We start from the raw sequence: 23,577 nt of genomic DNA, 5'->3' as shown, positions 1-23,577 counted from the left end.
AATCTCATAGTAAACTAAAAATAGACAAGTATTTAAGGCTAGAAAAGGACGTGGAAAAAAATGCATACAAATATGTGGGTTGTGGATAATGTTGTGGAAAGAAAAAAATATTATCCACAGTTACAAGAAGCAGCAAAATTATTAAGAGAAAATGAGGCGGTTGCTTTTCCTACGGAAACAGTATATGGGTTAGGGGCAAACGCGATGGATGATGAAGCAATCGCGAAAATTTTCGAAGCGAAAGGAAGACCGAGTGATAATCCACTCATTGTCCACATAGGTACAAAATCTCAGTTAGATGGGATTGTGAAAGAAATTCCACCAGTTGCAGAGAAGTTAATGGCGCATTTTTGGCCAGGACCATTAACAATTATTTTGCCGAGAAAAGAAGGAATTTCAGAGAAGGTGACGGCAGGACTTAATACGGTTGGAGTAAGAATGCCTGATCATCCAATTGCACTTGCTCTTATTGAAGAGGCGAATGTACCTGTTGCGGCACCAAGTGCGAATCGTTCAGGGCGTCCAAGTCCAACATTAGCTTCTCACGTATATGAAGATTTGAATGGGAAGATTGCAGGTATTGTTGATGGTGGTGCAACTGGAGTAGGCGTTGAATCAACTGTAATTGATTGTACAAGCACGGTTCCAACAATATTACGTCCAGGTGGGATTACGAAAGAACAATTAGAAGCGGTGATAGGTACTGTTTCTTTAGATCCAGCTTTAAAGGATGAGAAGGAAAAACCGAAATCGCCTGGAATGAAATACACACATTATGCGCCGAAAGCACCACTTAGTATTGTCGAGGGCTCACGTGAGTTTATTCAGCATCTTGTGGATGAGAAAAAGAAAGAAGGATTTAAAGTAGGCGTATTAACGACAGAAGAGTATCAGCATGTATATAGTGCAGATGTTATATTATCTTGTGGTGTTAGAAGTGACTTAGCTAGCGTTGCGACTAAATTATATGATGTACTTAGAACATTTGATGCAAGTGAAGTGGATGTTATTTTTAGTGAGTCATTCCCTAATGAAGGAATAGGGAATGCAATTATGAATCGTTTAACAAAAGCGGCAGGACATCATATTATTATTGAATGATAAGGTAAGATTAGCAAACAGAATATTTCTCCTTGGATAAGCATATTGTGAAGTAGCACGTCCAAGGAGGGGCATGAATGACGTTTGAACAGCTAATACCTTTAATAATTATGGCATTCGCCTTAGGGATGGATGCGTTCTCGGTGAGTCTTGGTATGGGGATGATGCCCCTAAAGTTAAGACAAATCCTGTATATTGGTATGACGATAGGGATATTTCATATTATTATGCCGTTTATAGGAATGGTACTAGGTCGTTTTTTATCAGAGAAATATGGAGATATCGCACATTTTGCGGGTGCTATTTTATTAATCGGACTAGGGTTTTATATCGTATATTCGACCATTTTACAAAATGAAGAGACTAGAACTGCCCCTATTGGAATTAGTTTATTCGTATTTGCATTTGGCGTCAGTATAGATAGTTTCTCAGTAGGGCTTAGTCTTGGTATTTATGGGGCACAGACAATTATTACGATTTTACTTTTTGGATTTGTTAGCATGTTATTAGCGTGGATTGGTTTATTAATTGGGAGACATGCGAAAGATATGCTCGGTACATACGGTGAGATAGTAGGTGGTATCATTTTGGTTGGGTTTGGATTATATATCCTTTTTCCTATATAATTTTATGTAGGAGGGAATTATGAACAAGCTATTGGAATGGTATGTTAAATTTTTAACCTTCTTTCCTCGATGGCTAAGAAGACTTATAATTTGGGGTATTATTTTGCAAATTTCGATGTTAGGTTGGATTAAGTTAATTCGTGAATGGTGAGATAGTTCCTTTCTGTGAATATTTTGTTTGTACTATATTTATTACGCTAAAAATTACAGATATAGAAAGGATGAGATGAATGACGAGATTGAAGCAAGTTTTTGGTATTATTATTAGTTTTTTTGTTTTTTGGTTTAGTATGCTCGGTGTACAAATGTTTGCTGAGTTTTTAGATATTGAGTCATTGAAATTTGTTGCGGGAAAGACTGAGGCGGCGCGTGCTTTTTACTCTCCGTACCCGTTTTTAATTGTTTTTCTTATTACATTGCTTTCCCTATACTTCTTCGTAATTAAGCTAGGGAAGCCGAAAAAAGAGAAAATGCCTACTTTAGAGGAAAAGAAGGAAGAATTACAATGATAAAATCCCCTGCTAAAAAGCAGGGGATTTTATATTTGAGTGATGGGAGGAATCTAGCTGCCTCCGCTTTTAGATATTATCCAGCTTCAGCGGCTAGAATCTCCGGTCATTTCGCTCTCTCGCATGAAGCAAAAAGCGCTTCAAGGTCGAGAGCTTGAAGTGCCCTGCGATTCTGAGCGAGCCGCTTCCACTTTTAGATTGGCCTAACTAATTCAAATTGTTCTCCTAATTTTGCATAGTTGTGTCCTGCTAGGCGGCTTATTGGTTTGAGTCCTTCTGCGTGAATGCGCCCTTTTTCATATAGATGTTCGGCAACGTGGAAACGAACGACGCGTCCAATTAGTAGATCACAAGCTGGTGAGTCTTCCGTTCCGCCAAGTGGAATTGCACGTTCTAATACGCATTCCATTCGAATATTTGCTTCTTTTACACCTGGAACAGAGATGACTTCACTTTCGATTGGTGTTAGTTTTGCTAGTTCAATTTCACTTTCATTTGGCGGGAGGTTAGCTGCTGTTTCGTTAATTGCTGCTACATACGATTCGTCAGAAATATGTACGACAAATTCTCCTTTTTCAATTGCGTTTCGGGAAGTGTCCTTTCTTTCTCCTGCTTTTCGTTGTACAGATACTGAGATAAGTGGTGGATTAGCAGCGACAATATTGAAATAACTATATGGTGCTCCGTTTAGTACACCTTCTTTTGTTACAGAAGTAACGAATGCGACAGGACGAGGGATGATACTTCCGGTAAGTAATTTGTAATTATCTTTTTCAGTTTGTTCATTTGGATTAATGGATAACATGCTTGTAATCCCCTTTCTAAATATGAATACTTATTGTTTGTTTACAAGATAACGATGAGAAAATCCTGCTGGAAATAATATTTTGTTTCATAAAAAGAACTTACTTCAATTGTAATGAAGTAAGTTCTTTTTCGAGAATCTCAAATTTGAGATAAAAATTAAAGTAAAACGTATGCGCCAGGTCCGATTAAAGCTACACCAACAGCGACAGCGATTAACATTAAGTTATATTCATATCCGTTTTGTGTTACCCAGTAACCATTTTTTCCGTGAACAGTGAAGATAGCCATTAACATTGTTCCAACGATAAATAATGAACCAACTACAATGAAAATACCTGATGCGAATAAGAAACCACCTAGTAATTCAGTTGCGCCAGCCATAAATGCCATAAATACACCAGGACGTAAACCGATTGACTCCATCCAGCCACCTGTTCCTTTTAAACCGTAACCGCCGAACCAACCAAATAATTTTTGAGCGCCATGACCCATGAATGTAATTCCTATAATAAGACGAATAATAAGTAGACCGAAATCCATCATTTTAAAAACCTCCTAAAAGTTATTAACTTACCTTACGTAAGTAATAATAAAATAGTTACTTACTATAGTCAAGTGGATTTTGAAAAAAGTTTGAATTAAATTTTACAAATTAACAACAAAAAATAAAATGTAGTAAAGACCTCTAGACAAGTTGGGCAAAAAAAGAGAAAATATAAATAGAAGTTAACTTCTAATTGTTATTCAGACAATCAGAATTGACTGGAATTTTGTGAAGCGCTACAATAAGAGTCTATTAGTAATGACATAATTTATTTCGAAAGCGTTTTTACAGTATAATATTCGAAGTATGAAGTCTTACATGTATCCCGAGTTTTACTAGGGATTGCCCTATAAACTTTTAGGTAAATTATAAGGAGGACTATCCTATGTTTAAAAAATTATTCGGTCTTGGTTCAAAAACAAATGAAGAAACAATCGTAGCTCCATTAACTGGAGCAGTGAAAAATATTGAAGAAGTACCAGATCCAGTATTTGCTGGTCGTATGATGGGTGACGGTGTTGCAATTGATCCTACTGAAGGTGTAGTTGTATCTCCAGTTGATGGTGAAATCGTACAATTATTCCACACAAAACATGCTATCGGAATTAAAGCGAAAAACGGTACAGAAATTTTAATCCACGTTGGATTAGAAACTGTAAAAATGGAAGGTGAAGGTTTCGAAGCGCACGTTTCTGAAGGCCAAGCTGTAAAAGCTGGAGATAAATTAATCTCATTCGACTTAGAATTAATCCGTGAAAAAGCGAAAAGCACAATTACTCCAATTGTTATTACAAACACAGATGCAGCTGAGTCTATTAAGACAACTGTAGGCGTAGCAGCTACAAAAGGTTCAACAGAAGTAATGAAAGTTACAATGAAATAATTGCAATATAAGAGGAATCCGTTTCGTATGAAATGGATTCCTTATTTTTGTTGCGTGTTCAGTATGTATGTTAAAATACTCTAGGCACTTGGAAATAGGGTTTCACATATATGTGGATAAGGCGCATTTTTCTTAGAAAAAATATAAGAGAAATGCGCCTTTTGTATATTCACATTTCTTTTGTTCTATTCTAATGTAAGTTATGATGAATGATAAGAAATCGAATATAGGGGTGGGGTTGAATGAAACGAGTGTTATTTGTTTGTACTGGCAATACATGTCGTAGTCCAATGGCTGAGGCGTTGCTTCGTCATCACGGAGGAGATAAGTTTGAAGTGCAATCTGCTGGTGTTTTCGCCTATCCTGGGAGCGATGCATCGGTACATGCGAAGGAAGCTTTAGCTGAAAAAGGAATTTCAATTGATCATGCGGCGCAGCAAGTAAATGAAACTTTGCTTGATTGGGCTGATATTGTCGTAACGATGACAGAAAACCATAAGCAAATTGTACTTGGGCATTATCCGAGCGTTGAAAAGAAATTAAATACGTTATATGGATTAACTGAAGGTATAGGCAAGGACATTTCAGATCCATTTGGAGGCTCGCTTTCTATTTATAAAGAAACGTTAGATGAGATGGAAAAACTTGTACAAACTTTACTGAAAAAACATTCAGTAGGTTGATGTTTCGTGTATAATACGATATTGGAGATCACTTCTTCCTATATGAGGTAGCGAGTGTGAAATGAAGATAATTGATTGAAACTTTGGAGGGGTAAAAATGAAAGTAGTAATAGCATCTGATCACGGCGGTATGAATATCCGCAAAGAACTTGTAAATTTATTAGAAGAGTTAAATATTGAATATATTGATTTAGGTTGTGAATGTGAAGCTGGTTCTGTTGATTACCCTGACTTTGCGTTTCCAGCAGCTGAAATGGTAGCGAATGGTGAAGTAGATCGTGGTATCTTAGTTTGTGGGACAGGCATTGGTATGTCAATCGCAGCAAACAAAGTAAATGGTATCCGTTGTGCGTTAGTTCATGATACTTTCAGCGCGAAAGCGACGAGAGAGCATAATGACACTAACATGCTAGCAATGGGCGAGCGTGTAATTGGTGCTGGTCTAGCGCGTGATATCGCGAAAATCTGGTTAACAACTGATTATGAAGGTGGTCGTCACGAAAACCGCGTAGGAAAAATTAAAACATACGAAACAAAGTAATAGATTCTAACTATCAGTAGTGTGAAATATAATGTGGTGAACCAACCTGTGAAAGGAAGAGGCGTAGTGACAGAAATCGTAAAGGTAAGAGAACAGCTACAAATGTCGCTTTCTGATTTCCAAGAACAAGCTTCATTACAAAGCGGTCAAATTTTTGTAGTGGGTTGTAGCACGAGCGAAGTGCTAGGCGAAAGAATTGGAACATCAGGAACGATGGAAGTAGCAGAGGCGATTTTCTCTGAGTTAAAACAATTTCAAGAGCAAACAGGTATTGAATTAGCGTTTCAATGTTGTGAGCATTTAAACCGTGCTTTAGTAGTTGAGAGAGAAGTAGCGATAAAATATCAATTTGAAATTGTAACAGTTACGCCTGTTAGATCAGCAGGTGGTGCATTGGGGACATATGCGTATCACAATTTGAAAGATCCGGTAGTAGTTGAGTTTATTAAAGCTGATGCAGGAATGGATATTGGTGATACATTTATCGGTATGCATTTAAAGCATGTAGCTGTTCCGGTTCGTACAAATGTGAAGGAAATTGGAAGTGCGCATGTAACGATGGCCAAAACACGTGGAAAACTAATTGGTGGAGCACGTGCTGTCTATGCGGCAGTGGAAGAGACTACCACTTGCCGTTAAATATGAGAAATTAGGAAGTCATATAGTACCTGTTTATCATAAGATAAAAGGTATGTTGTCTGACTTTATAATAGAAGAAAGAAAAGACCGATTTTCGGTCTTTTTTTTCTTTTATGATATAGAAAGTCATGTTAGAATGTAGTTGAAAACATGAAGGTTCGAAAGAATTACAACCTGAATTTTCGTTTTTTCTGAATAAATAAGAAAAAACTGTTGGGAATCGATGTAATTCGTTCAGAAAAGGGGGATTTTGGTGGATCATTTAAAACGTCAAGATGAAAAGGTATTTGCTGCAATTGAGGCAGAACTAGGAAGACAGCGTTCAAAGATTGAGTTAATTGCTTCGGAAAACTTTGTAAGTGAAGCAGTAATGGAGGCACAAGGTTCTGTTTTAACGAATAAGTATGCTGAAGGATATCCTGGAAAACGTTACTATGGTGGCTGTGAACACGTAGACGTAGTAGAAGATATCGCACGTGATCGCGTGAAAGAAATTTTCGGCGCAGAGCACGTAAATGTTCAACCACACTCTGGTGCACAAGCGAACATGGCAGTATACTTCACGATTTTAGAGCAAGGCGATACAGTACTTGGTATGAACTTATCTCATGGTGGTCACTTAACACACGGAAGCCCTGTTAACTTCAGTGGAGTACAATATAATTTCGTAGAATATGGCGTGGATGCTGACTCTCACCGTATTAATTACGATGATGTATTAGCAAAAGCGAAAGAACATAAACCAAAATTAATCGTTGCAGGTGCAAGTGCATACCCTCGTGTTATCGATTTCAAGCGATTCCGTGAGATTGCAGATGAAGTGGGCGCTTATTTAATGGTTGATATGGCACATATCGCAGGTTTAGTAGCTGCTGGTTTACATCCAAATCCAGTACCACATGCACATTTCGTTACAACGACAACACATAAAACGTTACGTGGTCCGCGTGGTGGTATGATTTTATGTGAAGAGCAATTTGCAAAACAAATTGATAAATCAATCTTCCCTGGTATTCAAGGTGGTCCACTTATGCACGTAATCGCTGCAAAAGCTGTTGCATTTGGTGAAGCACTTCAAGATGATTTCAAAACATATGCACAAAATATCATTAACAATGCGAACCGCTTAGCTGAAGGTCTTCAAAAAGAAGGACTTACACTTGTTTCTGGCGGAACAGACAATCACTTAATCTTGATTGATGTGCGTAACTTAGAAATCACAGGTAAAGTAGCAGAGCACGTATTAGATGAAGTTGGTATTACAGTGAACAAAAATACAATTCCATTTGAAACAGCAAGCCCATTTGTAACAAGTGGTGTACGTATCGGTACAGCAGCTGTAACATCTCGTGGTTTTGGTTTAGAAGAAATGGATGAAATTGCGTCACTTATTGCTTATACATTAAAAAATCATGAAAATGAAGCTGCATTAGAAGAAGCACGTAAGCGTGTAGAAGCGTTAACTAGCAAATTCCCAATGTATCCAAATCTATAATAGATTGAAGAAGACTGCCGAGACTTAATTGTTTTGGCGGTCTTTTTTTTGGACATATATTATTTTTAAAGTATGTATACAAATGATGAATAAATTTTGGCGATATAATGAAGGATACAGCTCCCATAATTGGTAAAGATACTAGATAGATTCATTGTAAAATCATGATTTTGCCAAATTTGCCCTTGAATATTAGTAGCGTTTTCTTTACAATCGTAAATAGTGTAAAAAAGCGTGCAAACGCATGAATATCATCTAAAGGAGAGATTCACATGGGAAAACTGTATGTATTTGATCACCCGTTAATTCAACATAAGATTACATATATTCGCGATAAGAATACAGGTACGAAAGATTTTCGTGAATTAGTGGACGAAGTAGCAAGCTTAATGGCTTTCGAAATTACTCGCGACCTTCCACTTAAGGACATTGAAATTGAAACACCTGTAAGCAAAGCGACAACAAAAGTGATCGCTGGTAAAAAACTTGGTTTAATTCCGATTTTACGTGCAGGTTTAGGAATGGTTGATGGAATTCTGAAATTAATTCCAGCAGCAAAAGTAGGACACGTTGGTTTATACCGTGACCCTAAAACATTGCAACCGGTAGAATACTATGTGAAACTTCCAACGGATGTAGAAGAGCGTGACTTTATCGTACTAGATCCGATGCTAGCAACAGGTGGTTCTGCGGCTGAAGCAATTAACTCTCTGAAAAAGCGCGGTGCGAAACAAATTAAATTAATGTGTATCGTTGCAGCTCCAGAAGGGGTAAAAGTAGTACAAGAAGAACATCCTGATGTTGATATTTATGTAGCAGCATTAGATGAGAAATTAAATGACCACGGATATGTAGTACCAGGTCTTGGTGATGCTGGTGACCGTTTATTCGGAACGAAGTAAGACAACTGACGAGCAGGGGAGATTCCCCAGCTCGTCTTTTTTGCTGTAAGCAAGTAGGGGAGGGGGAGAGGATAAATATACATCGTATATACAACATAAGTTGCATACACCTCACATATAATATAGAAGTCTTACGTCTGAGGAACACTATATTATGGAAGAAAAGCGTTATATATCGAAAATATAATAGTGACAAACTTGTGAACATTTCCTTCTATTATAAAGAGAAAACTGTTAGAAATTGCATATATGTAACCAGTATTTAGAAGGGGAACGTTTTCATTTTTGGGAGGAAATGCCTAATACTCAAATTTTTAGATTTTTTACGATTTCTCGTTGACACTGTTAATACCCTATTGTATGCTAACAACGGGGATAGATGGTAGGGCTTTCAGTGACAAAATTACATCTATTCCGTGACGAAAATGTAAACTTTTTGTTTTGTATAGGATTTATGCAAAAAAATGAGTTATTATTAACACATCGTGAATGAGGGTTACATATTGGAGGGATGAATCCTTGCAAAAAAACGATCGCAGCCATATAAAAGCTTATGCTTTAATGTCAGGTATTCTTGCTCAATTAGTCGGTTCTATTCTTGTTGGAATCTTTGGTGGGCAGTGGATTGATAATAAGGTTGGAACGTTTCCGTTGTTTCTTATTATAGGGTTATTACTCGGACTAGGAACAGGGGTATACGCAATGATTCGACTCATTCGACATTACTATTCGGGAGAGCAATGATGATAGACGTACATGGACTTGTCCAAAGACAAAAGAAATATATGTACTACTTGCTTGCGCTTCTAGTGCTAGGATGGGGATTTACCTCTTACAAGGATGTATTTCTTGGACTGATTATCGGTACGATTTTCAGTTTTCTTAGTTTGCGCATCATTGCACGTAGAACAGACAAGCTGCTAGATCGCGTAACAAATGGAGAAAACGTGAAGTTCAAGGCAACAGCGGTAAGTACATATTCAAGATTCGCCACGATTGGGTTATTAATTTTATTTGCAGCCAAATATCAAGAGTTAATCGCGATGTGGGGCCTAGGTGTAGGATTGCTGACAGGATACCTTGTCATGATCATAGATTTTCTTTATTTAGAGTATAAGAGCAGGGAAGAGAGGTGAATTACTAGTGGAACACGGTAAATTAGTTGAATTTCTAGGTTTAACGTTCGATTTGTCATCAGTTATGATGGTTACTGTAGCAGCAGTTATTGTTTTCTTAATCGCTGTTATCGGAACTCGCAGCTTAGCTCTTCGCCCAACCGGGATGCAAAACTTCATGGAATGGGTGTTTGACTTCGTGAAAGGGATTATCAATAGTACGATGGACTGGAAAACAGGTGGACGTTTCTTAACGCTTGGCGTTACGCTTATCATGTTTATCATCGTATCGAACTTCCTTGGTTTACCATTCATGTATTCAGCAACTGAAGCTGGCGAACATATTGCATGGTGGAGATCACCAACGTCTGATCCAGCAGTTACATTAACATTAGCCGTGATGGTAGTTACCCTCACCCATTATTATGGAATTAAGATGAAGGGTACGAAAGAGTACGTAAAAGGTTATTTCCAACCTATGAAATTCTTATTCCCATTAAAGGTTATTGAGGAGTTTGCTAACACATTAACGTTAGGTCTTCGTTTATTTGGTAACATTTATGCAGGTGAGATCTTATTAGGATTACTTGCTAAGTTGGGCGGAGCATCAGTCCTTGGGGCATTAGGTGCGCTTGTACCAATGTTAGCATGGATGGGATTCAGTGTATTCGTTGGATCAATCCAAGCATTTATTTTCGTTATGTTAACGATGGTTTATATGGCTCATAAAGTAAGCCATGACCATTAATATAATTTAAGTAAGAAAAAATTTATTTTTTTATAATACAAAGGAGGACAAATTAAATGAGTTTAGGTGTAATCGCAGCTGCAATTGCAATTGGTTTATCAGCATTAGGTGCAGGTATTGGTAACGGTCTTATCGTATCACGTACAATCGAAGGTGTTGCTCGTCAACCAGAATTAAAAGGCGCACTTCAAACAATTATGTTCATCGGGGTTGCTTTAGTTGAGGCACTTCCAATCATCGGTGTAGTTATTGCATTCATCGTAATGAACAAATAAGGGAGACTCCCCTTACATAGATGGCGAAGAGTGTTTTTCCGAACTTTCTTCGCCATTGCTTTATGAACGAAACGTATGTCTTTTTTTTTCATATGATCAATTTAGATATTTTGAAGGGAGTGAATCCTTGTGCCAACTTTATTATTAGGAGCTTCCATTCCATTTGGAACGATTGCTTATACATTGTTCATTTTCTTACTTCTATTAGTAATGCTACGCAAATTTGCGTGGGGTCCTTTAATGGGAATTATGAAAGAACGTGAAGAGCACGTTGCTAATGAAATCGACGCTGCAGAAAGAAATAATGCTGAAGCGAAGAAATTAGTAGAAGAACAACGTGAGATGTTAAAACAATCGCGTGTTGAAGCACAAGAGTTAATCGAAAGAGCGAAAAAGCAAGCTGTAGATCAAAAGGATGTTATTGTTGCTGCTGCGAAAGAAGAAGCAGAATCAATTAAAGCATCTGCTGTACAAGAAATTCAACGCGAAAAAGAGCAAGCAATTGCTGCTTTACAAGAACAAGTCGCTTCTTTATCTGTTCAAATTGCTTCTAAAGTAATTGAAAAAGAATTAAAAGAAGAAGATCAAGTGAAGTTAATTCGCGATTATATTAAAGAAGTAGGAGAAGCGCGATGAGCAATGGGATTGTAGCAAAACGTTATGCTGTCGCTCTTTTTAAAATTGCAAAAGAAAAACACGTATTAGAAATGTTTGAAGAGGAATTACGCCTTGTACAAAACGTTTATGTAAAGAACGGAGAACTACATAGCTTTTTAACGCAACCGAACATTTCAAAGGAACAAAAGAAAACGTTTCTTGCAAACGTATTCGGATCTGTTTCTGAATCTATTTTAAATACGTTATATATTTTAATTGATAACAAACGCATTGATATCTTACCTGAAATTGCAGATGAATATGTTGTTCTTGCTAATGAAGAACGTAACGTAGCGGATGCAACTGTATATTCTACTCGTCTTCTATCAGAAGAAGAGAAGCTTAACATTGCTGAAGCATTTGCAAAGAGAACGGGAAAAGATGCAATTCGCGTGAAAAATGTTGTAGATGAAGATTTACTAGGCGGAATTAAAGTACGTATTGGAAATCGCATTTATGACGGAAGTTTACAAGGAAAATTAGCACGTATTCAGCGTGAATTAATGAAGAATAGATAGGGGTGAAGCACATGAGCATCAGAGCTGAAGAAATTAGCGCACTGATAAAGCAACAAATCGAGAACTATCAGTCTGAAATCGAAGTTAGTGATGTTGGTACAGTTATCCAAGTTGGTGACGGTATCGCGCGTGCTCATGGTCTTGATAACGTTATGGCTGGTGAACTTGTAGAGTTCTCTAACGGCGTTATGGGACTAGCACAAAACTTAGAGGAAAACAACGTAGGTATTATCATTTTAGGACCTTACACAGAAATCCGTGAAGGTGACGAAGTTCGTCGTACTGGTCGCATCATGCAAGTACCAGTAGGAAAAGAACTAATTGGTCGTGTTGTAAACCCATTAGGTCAACCAGTTGATGGTTTAGGCCCAATCAATACAACAAACACTCGTCCAATCGAAAGTCCAGCACCAGGTGTAATGGATCGTAAATCTGTTCATGAGCCACTTCAAACAGGTATTAAAGCAATCGATGCTCTTGTACCAATTGGCCGTGGTCAACGTGAGTTAATCATTGGTGACCGTCAAACTGGTAAAACAGCAGTTGCACTTGATACAATCATTAACCAAAAAGATGAAGACATGATTTGTATCTACGTAGCAATTGGACAAAAAGAATCAACTGTACGTAACGTAGTAGAAACACTACGTAAGCACGGTGCATTAGAATACACAATCGTTGTAACTGCATCTGCTTCTCAACCAGCTCCATTATTATACCTAGCTCCTTATGCTGGTGTAACAATGGGTGAAGAGTTCATGTACAATGGTAAACACGTATTAGTAGTATATGATGACTTATCAAAACAAGCAGCGGCTTACCGTGAGCTGTCATTACTATTACGTCGTCCTCCAGGTCGTGAAGCTTACCCAGGGGATGTATTCTACTTACATTCTCGCTTATTAGAGCGTGCAGCAAAATTAAGTGATGCAAAAGGCGGCGGTTCTTTAACTGCACTACCTTTCATCGAAACACAAGCAGGGGACGTATCAGCATACATCCCAACAAACGTAATTTCTATTACGGATGGACAAATCTTCTTACAATCTGACCTATTCTTCTCTGGCGTACGTCCAGCGATCGATGCGGGTACTTCTGTATCTCGTGTAGGTGGATCTGCTCAGATTAAAGCAATGAGTAAAGTATCAGGTACACTTCGTCTTGACCTTGCATCTTACCGTGAGTTAGAAGCGTTCGCTCAGTTCGGTTCTGACCTTGATAAAGCAACTCAAGCGAAATTAAACCGTGGTGCTCGTACTGTTGAGGTATTAAAACAAGGATTACACAAACCGTTACGTGTAGAGAAACAAGTTATCATTCTTTACGCTTTAACACGTGGATTCCTAGATGATATCCCAGTAGTAGATATCACTCGTTTTGAAGAAGAATTCCATGCTTGGTTAGATTCTAATGCGACTGACTTATTAGAAGAAATCCGCACAACTAAGAAACTTGCGGATGACGACAAATTTGCAGCAGCAATCAATGGATTTAAAAAAGTATTCGTAGCTTCTGAATAATAATAAAAAGTGAAGCCGACTGTTCAGCCCCATCGGCTAAGGTTCTTTCTCACAGAAGGTGCTTTTTACCTTCTTGTGGGGAAGGTTCTTAGACGAAAGGGGCTAGGAGGCGGAACTAGATTAATAAAAGCGGAAGCGGCTCATTCAAGCCGCTGGAGCTAGATAGTATATATAAAAGGCATCTCGGGCTCTGAGATTGCTAAAGGTCATGTAAAGGAAAAGAGTAGGTGCACCTATTCTTTTCCTTCAATCATGAGCAAGAATATCTTGCAACGTAGATTAGGAAGAGGATTCTTACTAATCGTGCCAACTTCCGGAAAAAAGGTGGTGAAAACCTGTGGCATCTTTACGCGATATAAAAGCGAAGATTAACTCGACAAAGAAAACGAGTCAAATTACGAAAGCGATGGAGATGGTATCTGCATCTAAGTTAAACCGTGCAGAGCAAAATGCTAAATCTTTCGTTCCGTATATGGAAAAGATTCAAGAAGTAGTAGCGAGCATTGCGCAAGGAAGCAAAGGGATTAATCATCCAATGCTAAATGCGCGTCCTGTAAAGCGTACAGGATACATCGTTATTACGTCTGATCGCGGACTAGCAGGTGGTTATAACAGTAACGTATTACGTACAGTAAGTAACGTAATTCGTGAACGTCATAATATGGATTCAAACCAATATTCTATTATTGTGCTTGGACGACTAGGACGTGATTATTTAAAACGTCGCGGCTTTAACATTATTGATGAAGTAGTTGGATTATCTGACCACCCATCATTTACTGATATTAAAGACCTTGCTTCTCGAGCAATTGCGATGTTCGCAGATGGTGCTTATGATGAGCTGTACATTTACTACAACCATTACGTAAGTAAAATTTCACAAGAGGTAACGGAAAATAAAATTTTACCGCTTACTGATGTGGCGTCTGACAAACCGACGACAGCTTATGAATTCGAACCTTCTGAAGAAGAAATTTTAAAAGTACTATTGCCACAATACGCAGAAAGCTTAGTGTACGGTGCATTACTAGACGGTAAAGCAAGTGAGCACGCAGCGCGTATGACAGCAATGAAGAGTGCTACAGACAACGCAATGGAAGTTATCGATTCACTTACACTTTCATTCAACCGTGCGCGTCAGGCAGCGATTACGCAAGAAATTACGGAAATCGTTGGTGGAGCAGCAGCGTTAGAATAGTATTAAAAAGCGGAAGCGGTTCGTTCAGAATGAGAGGGGGATGGAGCCTTTTGACGTAGAGGCGATTTGTGCCTCGTAGGAAAAAGCGAAGCCACCGAACATTCTAACCGCTGGAGCTGGATTCAATAAAAAGCGGAAGCGGCTCTTTCAGGAGAGTCGCGTAAGCTAAACTAATAAAAAATTAAAAGCTAACTTCTCTGATAGAGGTAGCTAATTAAAAGAAAGCTAGGAGGGAACCCGATGAATAAAGGGCGCGTTACGCAAATCATGGGTCCGGTTGTAGACGTTAAGTTTGATGGCGGAAAGCTACCAGAAATCTACAATGCCCTTACGGTAAAACAAAGCAACGAAAACGGAAGCATGAACTTAACATTTGAAGTTGCACTTCATTTAGGTGATGATACAGTTCGTACAGTTGCGATGTCTTCCACAGATGGACTTGTTCGTGGCACAGAAGTAGAAGATACTGGTAAAGCAATCTCTGTACCAGTTGGTGATGCAACACTTGGACGTGTATTCAACGTATTAGGTGATGCAATTGACTTAGATGGTGAACTTCCTGCGGATGTACACCGTGATCCAATTCACCGTCAAGCACCTGCATTCGAAGAATTATCTACTAAAGTAGAAATTCTTGAAACTGGTATTAAAGTAGTAGACTTACTTGCTCCTTACATTAAGGGTGGTAAGATCGGCCTATTCGGTGGTGCCGGCGTAGGTAAAACAGTATTAATTCAGGAGTTAATCAATAACATCGCACAAGAGCACGGTGGTATCTCTGTATTCGCTGGTGTAGGTGAGCGTACTCGTGAGGGTAATGACTTATACCACGAAATGAGCGATTCTGGCGTAATCAAGAAAACTGCGATGGTATTCGGACAAATGAACGAGCCACCTGGAGCACGTCAACGTGTTGCATTAACAGGTTTAACAATGGCTGAGCATTTCCGTGATGAGCAAGGACAAGACGTACTTCTGTTCATCGATAACATCTTCCGTTTCACGCAAGCGGGTTCTGAAGTATCTGCCCTTCTTGGTCGTATGCCATCTGCGGTAGGTTACCAACCAACACTTGCAACAGAAATGGGTCAATTACAAGAGCGTATTACATCTACAAATAAAGGGTCTATCACGTCTATCCAAGCGGTATATGTACCAGCCGATGACTATACTGACCCAGCACCAGCTACAACGTTCGCTCACTTAGATGCAACAACAAACTTAGAGCGTCGTTTAACGCAAATGGGTATTTACCCAGCCGTAGATCCATTAGCATCTACATCTCGTGCACTTTCTCCAGAAATCGTAGGAGAAGAGCATTATGAAGTAGCTCGTCAGGTACAGCAAACTTTACAACGTTATAAAGAGCTTCAAGATATCATCGCTATCTTAGGTATGGATGAGTTATCTGAAGAAGATAAGTTAGTTGTACATCGTGCTCGTCGTATTCAATTCTTCTTATCTCAAAACTTCCACGTAGCTGAGCAGTTTACAGGTCAAAAAGGTTCTTACGTACCTGTAAAAAATACAGTTAGTGGTTTCAAAGAAATTCTAGAAGGAAAATATGATGACCTTCCAGAAGATGCATTCCGCTTAGTAGGTGGCATTGAAGAAGTTATTGAAAACGCGAAGAAAATGATGGCGTAAGGCCTTAGGAGGGACGAAGTATGAAGACATTTCCAGTCAGTATTGTAACTCCTGATGGACCGGTTTACGAAAAAGAAGTAGAAATGGTAAGTGTAAAAGCAGAGAGTGGGGAAATGGGGATCTTACCAGGTCACATTCCAACTGTTGCACCATTAAAAATTAGTGCAGTTCGTCTGAAAAATGGTGGACACACTGATTATGTAGCAGTAAGCGGTGGCTTTATCGAAGTTCGTCCAGATAAAGTGACTGTATTATCATCATCTGCTGAAGAAGCAAACCATATCGATATCCATCGTGCAAATGAAGCGAAGCGTCGCGCTGAGCAACGTCTGCAAGATAAACAAGCACATGTTGACTTTAAACGTGCAGAAATGGCATTACAACGTGCTGTGAACCGTTTGAACGTTTCCGATATGAAGTAAAAAAATCCGTAAGGGCTTTGCCTTTACGGATTTTTTTTTTTTTTTGTGTATTTTATGGATAATTTTACAAAACTGGTATAATTATATTGATGCTTGTATAAGTAGAAGTGTACAACAATTTATATTTCATAAAGGGGATGGATCAATGATTGGTGAAATGAAGCGAGAAGCATTGTACTCTTTAAAGGGAAAATGGGGACTAGGTGTTGGATCAACAATTTTATATTTTATTTTAAGTTATGTTGTTTCGCTGGCTGCAATGCTTATACTATTAATTCCAGGAATTATTATATTTCTCTCAGTTGTAAGCTTAACTGGATCATTTGAAGAGGAAACGATGTCGATTGGAGCAGGTATTACCTTTGGAATTTTTTATTGCATTATGATAATTTTGAGTAACGCATCGTATGGGATTACGTCATATGGTTATACAAATGTATTTTTACAGATTAGTAAACGAGAAGATGCTAAAGTAGATTACTTATTCGAAGGATTTCGTGGCTTTAAAAGAATGATGAAAACAATGTGGGCAATGCTTGCGATTTTGTTATATACAGGTACATGGATTCCGATGCTGTTAATAGGCTTATTTGCATTGTTAGGTGAAGAAGGGAATACGTCATTTGCAATAGCTTTCTTCGTACTATTAGCAATTTCAATTGTTGGTATGATTGTGATGTATTTTTCTTATGCACTGACGTACTATGTGATGATTGAAAATCCAGATATAGTGTTTCGCAGGCGATGAAGGAAAGTAAGAATCTTATGAAGGGTCATAAGTTAGATTTGTTTCTTTTATGGCTGAGCTTCATAGGATGGGCTATTTTAGCGCTGCTTACTTTTGGAATAGGATTTCTTTGGCTTAGTCCGTATATGAGTACGACGACAGCACACTTTTATCGCTACATTTCAAAAGGTGAATTTCAATAGGAACATGCTATACTAATAGAATTATTGTGTATAGGAGGCGAGGCTACGCATGATTAGTGATTTAAAAGGAGAAGCACTAGATTCATTAGAAGGGAAATGGGGATTAGCTGTTGGAGCTACACTACTCATTTCAATTCTTATCACGGCTTTTAGTTTTAGTGTTGATTGGGGATTTTCTTTAATTTTCGGTTGGCAAAAAACAAATGGTTCACTTTCAACGAATATTCTTTCATTTTTTGTAACTGGACCGTTAACTTTAGGTGGATATTACCTTGGTTTAAATATCCTTCGTGAAAAGCAAGCTAGTATTGGTAATGTATTCATTTGGTTTTCAGAGGGAAAGAGATTTCTAAAATCATTTTTATTATATTTATTAGTAAATCTTTATCTTTTCTTATGGACGTTATTGTTCATTATTCCAGGTATTATTAAATCATTTTCTTATGCGATGACATACTTTATTATAAACGATCATCCTGAGTATTCACTGAACCAAGCTATTACAGAAAGTCGTCGTATGATGGATGGACATAAGATGGAGTATTTCATTTTATGTTTAAGTTTTATTGGCTGGTTTATATTAAGTTGTATTACGTTAGGGATTGGATTCTTATGGTTAATTCCATATTTCTATACGACATCTGCAGCTTTTTACGAAGAGATTGCAGAAGAATATTATGAGAAAAAAATTTAGCACTATAAAACCCCCAGTATGAATTATTTGTTCATACTGGGGGTTTTTTGTAGAAATTTTATAAATTGATTACTAGTAAGTGGTTTACTGAAATAGTAACCTTGCATATATTTACAGTTATGTTTTTGCAGAAACTTAAGCTGTTTTTCGGTTTCAATTCCTTCGGCAACGACTGAAAGATTTAAAGTATTTGCGAGGGAAAGTATTGTAGAAACGATGGCTCGTTCTTCAGGACGATGATCAGCTAATTGTGTAAATTCTCTCGGTACTTTTAATGTGTCGATTGGAAAAATTGATAAATAAGCAAGAGAAGAATACCCAGTACCGAAGTCATCAATGGAAGTTTGGATACCGTACTCTTTTAATTGCTTCAGTCTCAATAACGTTTCTTTCTCGTCAATCATTGCAATTCTTTCTGTTAACTCAAGGGTTACATATTTTGGGTCGACTTGCACGTCGTTTAATATTTGTGAAATGTTTTCGATTAATTGATCTTGCCGGAATTCTTTTGCGGATAAATTAACACTTATTTTTAAATTTTGGTAGCCAAAGGTATGCCATATTTTTAATTGGAGACAAGCTTCTTGTAATACCCAATGTCCAAGTGGGACTACTTGTGGCGTCTCTTCTACAATTGGAATAAACTCACATGGTGAAATGTCACCTAATAGCGGGTGTTTCCATCGTATTAAAGCTTCAGCACCGATAATTTTATTTGTTGTCGTATCAATTTGTGGTTGATAAACGAGATAAAATTCTTTGTTTACTAAAGCGATTGGCAAATCTTTTTCAATTCGAGCTTTTCGTTCCATTTTTTTATATAGTTCTTTCGTGTAAAGAGAGCTACCGTTTTTTCCTTTATTCTTTGCTTCGTACATGGCCATATCAGCATGCTGCAAAATGGATAGCGCATCTTCACCTGCTTCAGGATATATTGCAATTCCGATGCTCGGTGAGATTTGTAAATGTTGATTTTCGATTTCAAATGGCTCATTCATGGCCGCTACAATCCTATCAGCTATTTTTTGGACATCTGGCTTTTTTTTGTAATTCTCGATAAGGATTGTGAACTCATCCCCAGCTAGCCGCGCGAGTTTCATATTTGATGTTGCTATTCTTTCGAGCCTTTTTGCTACTGCGATGAGCAATAGGTCTCCTACTCGATGACCGAGGGTATCATTAATAACTTTAAAACGGTCTAGGTCGAGAAACATAACAGCAAAAGGCTTTTTCGATATTTTTGCTCGCGCAATTGCCTGTTCTAAATGTTGATGAAATGCACGACGATTTGCAAGCTCTGTTAAAGTATCATGGTATGCTAGGAAGTTGATTTGTTCTTGTTGTTGTTTGCTTTCCGTAATATCTTTAATCATTAAATAAACCCCAGAAATTTTCTCCTTTAAAAAGATCGGTACGGCGGTAACGTGCAAGTAGTAAATATCTCTGTTTTTATGGTAAGCCCGTATTTCTAAAGAAATCGAATATCCCTTTTTCACGCGATGAAAGGCGTTAATCATTTCTTCTAAATCTTCTTCGTATATGAGTGAATAGTAAGGCTGGTTTAATAATTCATTCGTTTGATAACCGAGTAAAGTAGTACCAGCGTTATTTACTTTGAGAAAATTACCGTACAAATCTAATGTGAAAATTGGATCTGGATGATGCTCGTATAAAGATTTAAACATTTGTTGATTATGATAGAGTTCATTTTTCTGTTCTACTAAATCTTCTGTACGTAGTTTAATTTGTTTCTCGAGTTCTGAGTTGAATTGCATTTGAGCGATCAATAATATTTTATTTTGTTTTCGAACTAAACTATGACGTATGAGAACGAAAGAAAAAGTTATTATAAGTCCGATTACTATAATAGGCGCAAAAACGTATTCAACTAATATAAAAACAATAAGCATTACTACAGAAATATACGGTAATGATAATCGGATTGATTCGCCAATTTTAGGTGTTAGTAGTACTTGTTCTTGTTTTTCAGGCTTTTTTGTATGGAGAATACAGGCGATTGCTACTAGTACTAAGGTTACTTGATAGAAAGGCGTAACTGTAAACATAGAATACTCTGGTATGAAGTATTTTATATAAGCATAAATCGCATCTGTAGTAGCATATAAAATTAAAGCACTGCCAAGAAGTGCACCGACCTTTTTAGGTAATAAGGATAGTGGTTTGAATAAAAGGTTGATTCCTATTAAGAGAAAGAGTAAATCAGCCATTGGATAGGTAAGTTGAACAAATATGTCGATATAGGATGTTGTAAAGATATGAATAGTTCGTTCAATAAGTAAGTAGTAACTTAAAGTAAATTGGGCTGTAACGATAATACAAATATCACATAGCATAAAAAGTTTTTCTAATAAATCTCGGTTATAAATGATTTCGTATAGAAAGGCAAACGTAAAGCTAACTAAAAAAAGTAAGTAAAAAAAGTCAGATGGATCAACGAACGTATAGAAGTCCTTTACAATTAAACGCTGATAGGCAACGACTATATCACCGATAAAATAAGAGAGAGCTCCAACAGATAATATGATCCAAAATAAACGAGATAGCCCTTCTTTCATGTTTGAAAAATAAAGTATATAACTACAAGCGATAATATCAATTAATAGGGTGCTCGTTCCGATTAATAGCTGAAAAGGAAATGAGTATTCATATACAAAAGGCATTGCTACATAGTGAAGCGTTATAGACAGCAATACAATGCTTATAAGAATACTTACATGTGTTTGTTTTTTCATTTATATCACCTACGGTTTCTTGAAAAGCATATATAAGTTTTATATTTATTTTGCACAATTATAGCAAGTTGTAAAGATAGATTTTAATAATTCTTGTTTCTGTCTCCCAACATATCGACATAGGAATTTGAAGTTTGCTATAATGATTAGAATAGTTGCATTATTTAGAAAAATTTAAAAATAATAATTACTGCAACTAGGACATATTGTTTACTATGTGAACTTGTTCTTAATTTAGGGGGGAGGGTTTCACAATGGCAAGTGTATATGAAAATAGTTATATGATCGTTTTGATTTTCTTGCTATTAGGTATATTGCTGCCGGTAGTGGCTCTTACATTAGGAAGGATGCTGCGCCCAAATAAACCAAGTGCAGCAAAGGCGACGACGTATGAGAGTGGAATTGAGCCTTTTCATGATGCAAATATTCGGTTTCATGCTCGTTATTATATTTTCGCTTTATTGTTTGTGATCTTTGATGTAGAAACTTTATTTTTATATCCTTGGGCTGTTGCGTATGACAAGCTAGGTTTATTTGCATTAATTGAAATGCTCATCTTTGTTGTAATGTTGCTAGTTGGATTAGCGTATGCTTGGAAAAAGAAGGTGTTACAATGGTTATAAATTTTGAGGAATTACATCCAAATGAGCGAGCAGAATTAGAGCGAAATATCTTTTTTTCTACATTGGAACAGTTGAAAGGATGGGCGAGGAGCAACTCTTTATGGCCGATGACATTCGGACTGGCATGCTGTGCAATTGAAATGATGGGGGTAGGCTCATCACATTACGATTTAGATCGATTTGGGTCATTTTTTCGAACTTCACCAAGGCAATCGGACGTCATGATTGTATCGGGAACAGTAACGAAGAAGATGGCTCCTATTGTTCGGCGTTTATATGATCAAATGCCCGAACCGAAATGGGTTATTGCGATGGGATCTTGTGCGACAGCAGGTGGTCCGTATGTAAATTCATATGCTGTTGTGAAAGGTGTAGACCAAATCGTACCAGTTGATGTGTATATTCCTGGTTGTCCCCCAAATCCAGCTGCTTTAATCTATGGAATTAATAAATTAAAAGAGAAAATTCGTTACGAGGCAAAGACCGGAAAGCAGGTGACGAATAAATGAGTAATCCAAATAAAGATTTAGAGGATCTAAAAAAAGAAGCAGCTAGGCGTGCGAAAGAAGAAGCGAGAAAACGCCTTGTAGCGAAACACGAGGCGGAAATAAGTGAACTTGAGGAGGAAGATCAAGAAAAAGAGAAAGCGCTACCAAAAAATGATGATATTACTATAGAAGAAGCAAAACGACGTGCAGCAGCAGCCGCAAAAGCAAAAGCGGCAGCATTAGCAAAGCAGAAAAGAGAAGGGACAGAAGAAGTAACGGAAGAAGAAAAAGCGAAAGCGAAGGCGAAGGCAGCAGCAGCCGCAAAAGCAAAAGCGGCGGCGTTAGCGAAACAGAAAAGAGAAGGAACCGAAGAAGTAACGGAAGAAGAAAAAGCGAAAGCGAAGGCGAAGGCAGCAGCAGCCGCAAAAGCAAAAGCGGCGGCGTTAGCGAAACAGAAAAGAGAAGGAACCGAAGAAGTAACGGAAGAAGAAAAAGCGAAAGCGAAGGCGAAGGCAGCAGCAGCCGCAAAAGCAAAAGCGGCAGCATTAGCGAAACAGAAAAGAGAAGGAACCGAAGAAGTAACGGAAGAAGAAAAAGCGAAAGCGAAGGCGAAGGCAGCAGCATTGGCGAAGCAGAAAGCCTCGCAAGGTGATGGGGATTCGGGAGATGAAAAGGCAAAGGCAATTGCAGCGGCAAAAGCGAAAGCAGCAGCGGCTGCAAGAGCGAAGACAAAGGGAGCTGAAGGTAAGAAAGAGGATGAGCCGAAGCAGGAAGAACCGTCCGTAAATCAGCCGTATTTAAATCAGTATGTTGAGGCTATTAGGGAGAAGTTAGGAGAGGGTGCATTAGTAGATTCCTACATTAATAAACTGTCAAAGGATGTGCCAACTCTTGTGGTGGATCCCGAAAAGTATTATGAAGTGATGGAGTCATTGCGATTCCATGAGGGACTTGCTTTTGATTATATGTCAGAGCTACATGCGACAGATTTTGTGACACATATGGAAGTGTATGTTCATTTGTTTTCATATGGCAAGAAACAATCGGTAGCGGTGAAGGTAAAGCTAGACCGGGAAGCGCCGCAAGTCGAGTCTGTGACAGCGCTTTGGAAAGGAGCTGACTGGCCGGAGAGAGAAGCATACGATTTGCTCGGTATTGTATTTAAAGGGCATCCGAATTTAACGCGTATTTTAATGCCAGATGATTGGGTAGGATATCCGCTTAGAAAAGACTATGAACCGTATGATGTGGAGGTGTAG

28 protein-coding genes and 1 pseudogene are annotated in these 23,577 nt (G+C 38.0%); 26 read left to right on the top strand and 3 right to left on the bottom strand.

Annotated features, from left to right (window positions below; all coding sequences use genetic code 11):
* Nucleotides 1-60 precede the first annotated feature (60 nt).
* From BC_RS26560 to BC_RS26550, 4 genes are all read left to right on the top strand, one after another.
* Nucleotides 61-1,101, top strand: a complete 1,041-nt coding sequence (locus tag BC_RS26560) for an L-threonylcarbamoyladenylate synthase (RefSeq protein ID WP_000557353.1) — start codon at nucleotides 61-63, stop codon at nucleotides 1,099-1,101.
* Between the two features lie 77 nt (nucleotides 1,102-1,178).
* A complete protein-coding gene (locus BC_RS26555) occupies nucleotides 1,179-1,727 on the top strand; it encodes a manganese efflux pump MntP (RefSeq protein ID WP_000142475.1) in 549 nt (182 codons plus the stop codon).
* A 19-nt stretch (nucleotides 1,728-1,746) separates the two neighbouring features.
* Nucleotides 1,747-1,878: a hypothetical protein gene (locus BC_RS28260; protein ID WP_001037634.1), complete on the top strand. Its 132-nt coding sequence runs from the start codon at nucleotides 1,747-1,749 to the stop codon at nucleotides 1,876-1,878.
* A gap of 79 nt (nucleotides 1,879-1,957) precedes the next feature.
* A complete protein-coding gene (locus BC_RS26550) occupies nucleotides 1,958-2,236 on the top strand; it encodes a DUF3935 domain-containing protein (protein WP_000197472.1) in 279 nt (92 codons plus the stop codon).
* Nucleotides 2,237-2,429: 193 nt separating this feature from the next.
* Here the strand turns inward: BC_RS26550 and BC_RS26545 are convergent, their stop codons facing one another.
* Both BC_RS26545 and BC_RS26540 read right to left on the bottom strand, forming a co-directional pair.
* Nucleotides 2,430-3,041 carry a flavin reductase family protein gene (locus BC_RS26545; RefSeq protein ID WP_000949054.1) on the bottom strand — a complete coding sequence of 204 codons (612 nt, stop codon included), beginning with the start codon at nucleotides 3,039-3,041 and terminating at the stop codon, nucleotides 2,430-2,432.
* Nucleotides 3,042-3,199: 158 nt separating this feature from the next.
* On the bottom strand, nucleotides 3,200-3,586 hold the full coding sequence (locus BC_RS26540) for a DoxX family protein (RefSeq protein WP_000968616.1): 387 nt from the start codon (nucleotides 3,584-3,586) through the stop codon (nucleotides 3,200-3,202).
* Between the two features lie 386 nt (nucleotides 3,587-3,972).
* Between BC_RS26540 and BC_RS26535 the strand changes: the two genes are divergently transcribed.
* The 19 genes and pseudogenes from BC_RS26535 (at nucleotide 3,973) to BC_RS26445 (ending at nucleotide 18,454) form a co-directional block, all read left to right on the top strand.
* Nucleotides 3,973-4,470, top strand: coding sequence for a PTS sugar transporter subunit IIA (locus BC_RS26535; protein WP_000473665.1), 498 nt, complete (start codon nucleotides 3,973-3,975; stop codon nucleotides 4,468-4,470).
* Between the two features lie 242 nt (nucleotides 4,471-4,712).
* The gene (locus BC_RS26530; RefSeq protein ID WP_000832373.1) at nucleotides 4,713-5,153 is read left to right on the top strand and encodes a low molecular weight protein arginine phosphatase; all 441 of its coding nucleotides are present in this window, start codon (nucleotides 4,713-4,715) and stop codon (nucleotides 5,151-5,153) included.
* A gap of 97 nt (nucleotides 5,154-5,250) precedes the next feature.
* Nucleotides 5,251-5,694: a ribose 5-phosphate isomerase B gene (rpiB, locus tag BC_RS26525; RefSeq protein ID WP_000869538.1), complete on the top strand. Its 444-nt coding sequence runs from the start codon at nucleotides 5,251-5,253 to the stop codon at nucleotides 5,692-5,694.
* Nucleotides 5,695-5,760: 66 nt separating this feature from the next.
* The gene (locus BC_RS26520) at nucleotides 5,761-6,333 is read left to right on the top strand and encodes a TIGR01440 family protein (RefSeq protein WP_000136374.1); all 573 of its coding nucleotides are present in this window, start codon (nucleotides 5,761-5,763) and stop codon (nucleotides 6,331-6,333) included.
* Between the two features lie 253 nt (nucleotides 6,334-6,586).
* Nucleotides 6,587-7,828, top strand: coding sequence for a serine hydroxymethyltransferase (gene glyA / locus BC_RS26515; protein WP_000349805.1), 1,242 nt, complete (start codon nucleotides 6,587-6,589; stop codon nucleotides 7,826-7,828).
* A 272-nt stretch (nucleotides 7,829-8,100) separates the two neighbouring features.
* Nucleotides 8,101-8,730, top strand: a complete 630-nt coding sequence (gene upp / locus BC_RS26510; RefSeq protein WP_000517539.1) for a uracil phosphoribosyltransferase — start codon at nucleotides 8,101-8,103, stop codon at nucleotides 8,728-8,730.
* A gap of 379 nt (nucleotides 8,731-9,109) precedes the next feature.
* Nucleotides 9,110-9,223 carry a DUF4024 domain-containing protein gene (locus tag BC_RS26505; protein WP_000232962.1) on the top strand — a complete coding sequence of 38 codons (114 nt, stop codon included), beginning with the start codon at nucleotides 9,110-9,112 and terminating at the stop codon, nucleotides 9,221-9,223.
* Nucleotides 9,224-9,249: 26 nt separating this feature from the next.
* A complete protein-coding gene (locus BC_RS26500; protein ID WP_001171223.1) occupies nucleotides 9,250-9,474 on the top strand; it encodes an AtpZ/AtpI family protein in 225 nt (74 codons plus the stop codon).
* Nucleotides 9,474-9,866 (top strand): ATP synthase subunit I, encoded by a 393-nt coding sequence (locus tag BC_RS26495; RefSeq protein ID WP_000567600.1) that lies wholly within the window; start codon nucleotides 9,474-9,476, stop codon nucleotides 9,864-9,866. The genes BC_RS26500 and BC_RS26495 overlap by 1 nt, the downstream gene beginning before the upstream one ends.
* A gap of 7 nt (nucleotides 9,867-9,873) precedes the next feature.
* Entirely contained in the window at nucleotides 9,874-10,593 is a 720-nt protein-coding gene (gene atpB / locus BC_RS26490; RefSeq protein ID WP_000399871.1) for a F0F1 ATP synthase subunit A, read from the top strand.
* Nucleotides 10,594-10,649: 56 nt separating this feature from the next.
* On the top strand, nucleotides 10,650-10,868 hold the full coding sequence (gene atpE / locus BC_RS26485; protein WP_000052064.1) for a F0F1 ATP synthase subunit C: 219 nt from the start codon (nucleotides 10,650-10,652) through the stop codon (nucleotides 10,866-10,868).
* 129 nt (nucleotides 10,869-10,997) lie between these two features.
* A complete protein-coding gene (atpF, locus tag BC_RS26480; protein WP_001142624.1) occupies nucleotides 10,998-11,504 on the top strand; it encodes a F0F1 ATP synthase subunit B in 507 nt (168 codons plus the stop codon).
* Nucleotides 11,501-12,043: a F0F1 ATP synthase subunit delta gene (gene atpH / locus BC_RS26475; protein WP_000064683.1), complete on the top strand. Its 543-nt coding sequence runs from the start codon at nucleotides 11,501-11,503 to the stop codon at nucleotides 12,041-12,043. The genes atpF and atpH overlap by 4 nt, the downstream gene beginning before the upstream one ends.
* 11 nt (nucleotides 12,044-12,054) lie before the next feature.
* Nucleotides 12,055-13,563, top strand: a complete 1,509-nt coding sequence (gene atpA / locus BC_RS26470; RefSeq protein WP_000027518.1) for a F0F1 ATP synthase subunit alpha — start codon at nucleotides 12,055-12,057, stop codon at nucleotides 13,561-13,563.
* Between the two features lie 337 nt (nucleotides 13,564-13,900).
* Complete coding sequence (atpG, locus tag BC_RS26465) at nucleotides 13,901-14,761, top strand: F0F1 ATP synthase subunit gamma (protein ID WP_000157696.1); 861 nt, start codon at nucleotides 13,901-13,903, stop codon at nucleotides 14,759-14,761.
* A 240-nt stretch (nucleotides 14,762-15,001) separates the two neighbouring features.
* Complete coding sequence (gene atpD, locus BC_RS26460) at nucleotides 15,002-16,408, top strand: F0F1 ATP synthase subunit beta (RefSeq protein ID WP_001032595.1); 1,407 nt, start codon at nucleotides 15,002-15,004, stop codon at nucleotides 16,406-16,408.
* A 20-nt stretch (nucleotides 16,409-16,428) separates the two neighbouring features.
* Nucleotides 16,429-16,830, top strand: a complete 402-nt coding sequence (gene atpC / locus BC_RS26455; protein WP_000847211.1) for a F0F1 ATP synthase subunit epsilon — start codon at nucleotides 16,429-16,431, stop codon at nucleotides 16,828-16,830.
* Between the two features lie 145 nt (nucleotides 16,831-16,975).
* A pseudogene (locus BC_RS26450) lies at nucleotides 16,976-17,760 on the top strand (DUF975 family protein).
* A 49-nt stretch (nucleotides 17,761-17,809) separates the two neighbouring features.
* On the top strand, nucleotides 17,810-18,454 hold the full coding sequence (locus tag BC_RS26445) for a DUF975 family protein (protein WP_000622462.1): 645 nt from the start codon (nucleotides 17,810-17,812) through the stop codon (nucleotides 18,452-18,454).
* Between the two features lie 23 nt (nucleotides 18,455-18,477).
* Here the strand turns inward: BC_RS26445 and BC_RS26440 are convergent, their stop codons facing one another.
* Entirely contained in the window at nucleotides 18,478-21,207 is a 2,730-nt protein-coding gene (locus tag BC_RS26440) for an EAL domain-containing protein (RefSeq protein WP_000745011.1), read from the bottom strand.
* Nucleotides 21,208-21,461: 254 nt separating this feature from the next.
* On the opposite strand from BC_RS26440, the gene nuoA reads away from it, so the two are divergent.
* The 3 genes from nuoA to BC_RS26425 are packed head-to-tail and all read left to right on the top strand — an operon-like array spanning nucleotide 21,462 to nucleotide 23,577.
* Complete coding sequence (gene nuoA / locus BC_RS26435) at nucleotides 21,462-21,830, top strand: NADH-quinone oxidoreductase subunit NuoA (RefSeq protein WP_000179273.1); 369 nt, start codon at nucleotides 21,462-21,464, stop codon at nucleotides 21,828-21,830.
* Nucleotides 21,821-22,339, top strand: coding sequence for an NADH-quinone oxidoreductase subunit NuoB (gene nuoB, locus BC_RS26430; protein WP_000236331.1), 519 nt, complete (start codon nucleotides 21,821-21,823; stop codon nucleotides 22,337-22,339). Before nuoA ends, nuoB begins: the two co-directional genes overlap by 10 nt.
* Nucleotides 22,336-23,577 (top strand): NADH-quinone oxidoreductase subunit C, encoded by a 1,242-nt coding sequence (locus BC_RS26425; RefSeq protein WP_000070263.1) that lies wholly within the window; start codon nucleotides 22,336-22,338, stop codon nucleotides 23,575-23,577. Before nuoB ends, BC_RS26425 begins: the two co-directional genes overlap by 4 nt.

It is taken from the genome of Bacillus cereus ATCC 14579, from assembly GCF_000007825.1.
In the GTDB taxonomy this organism is placed as follows: domain Bacteria; phylum Bacillota; class Bacilli; order Bacillales; family Bacillaceae_G; genus Bacillus_A; species Bacillus_A cereus.
The sequence above is the reverse complement of the archived record's forward strand: the minus strand, read 5'-3'. Positions and strand labels throughout refer to the sequence as shown.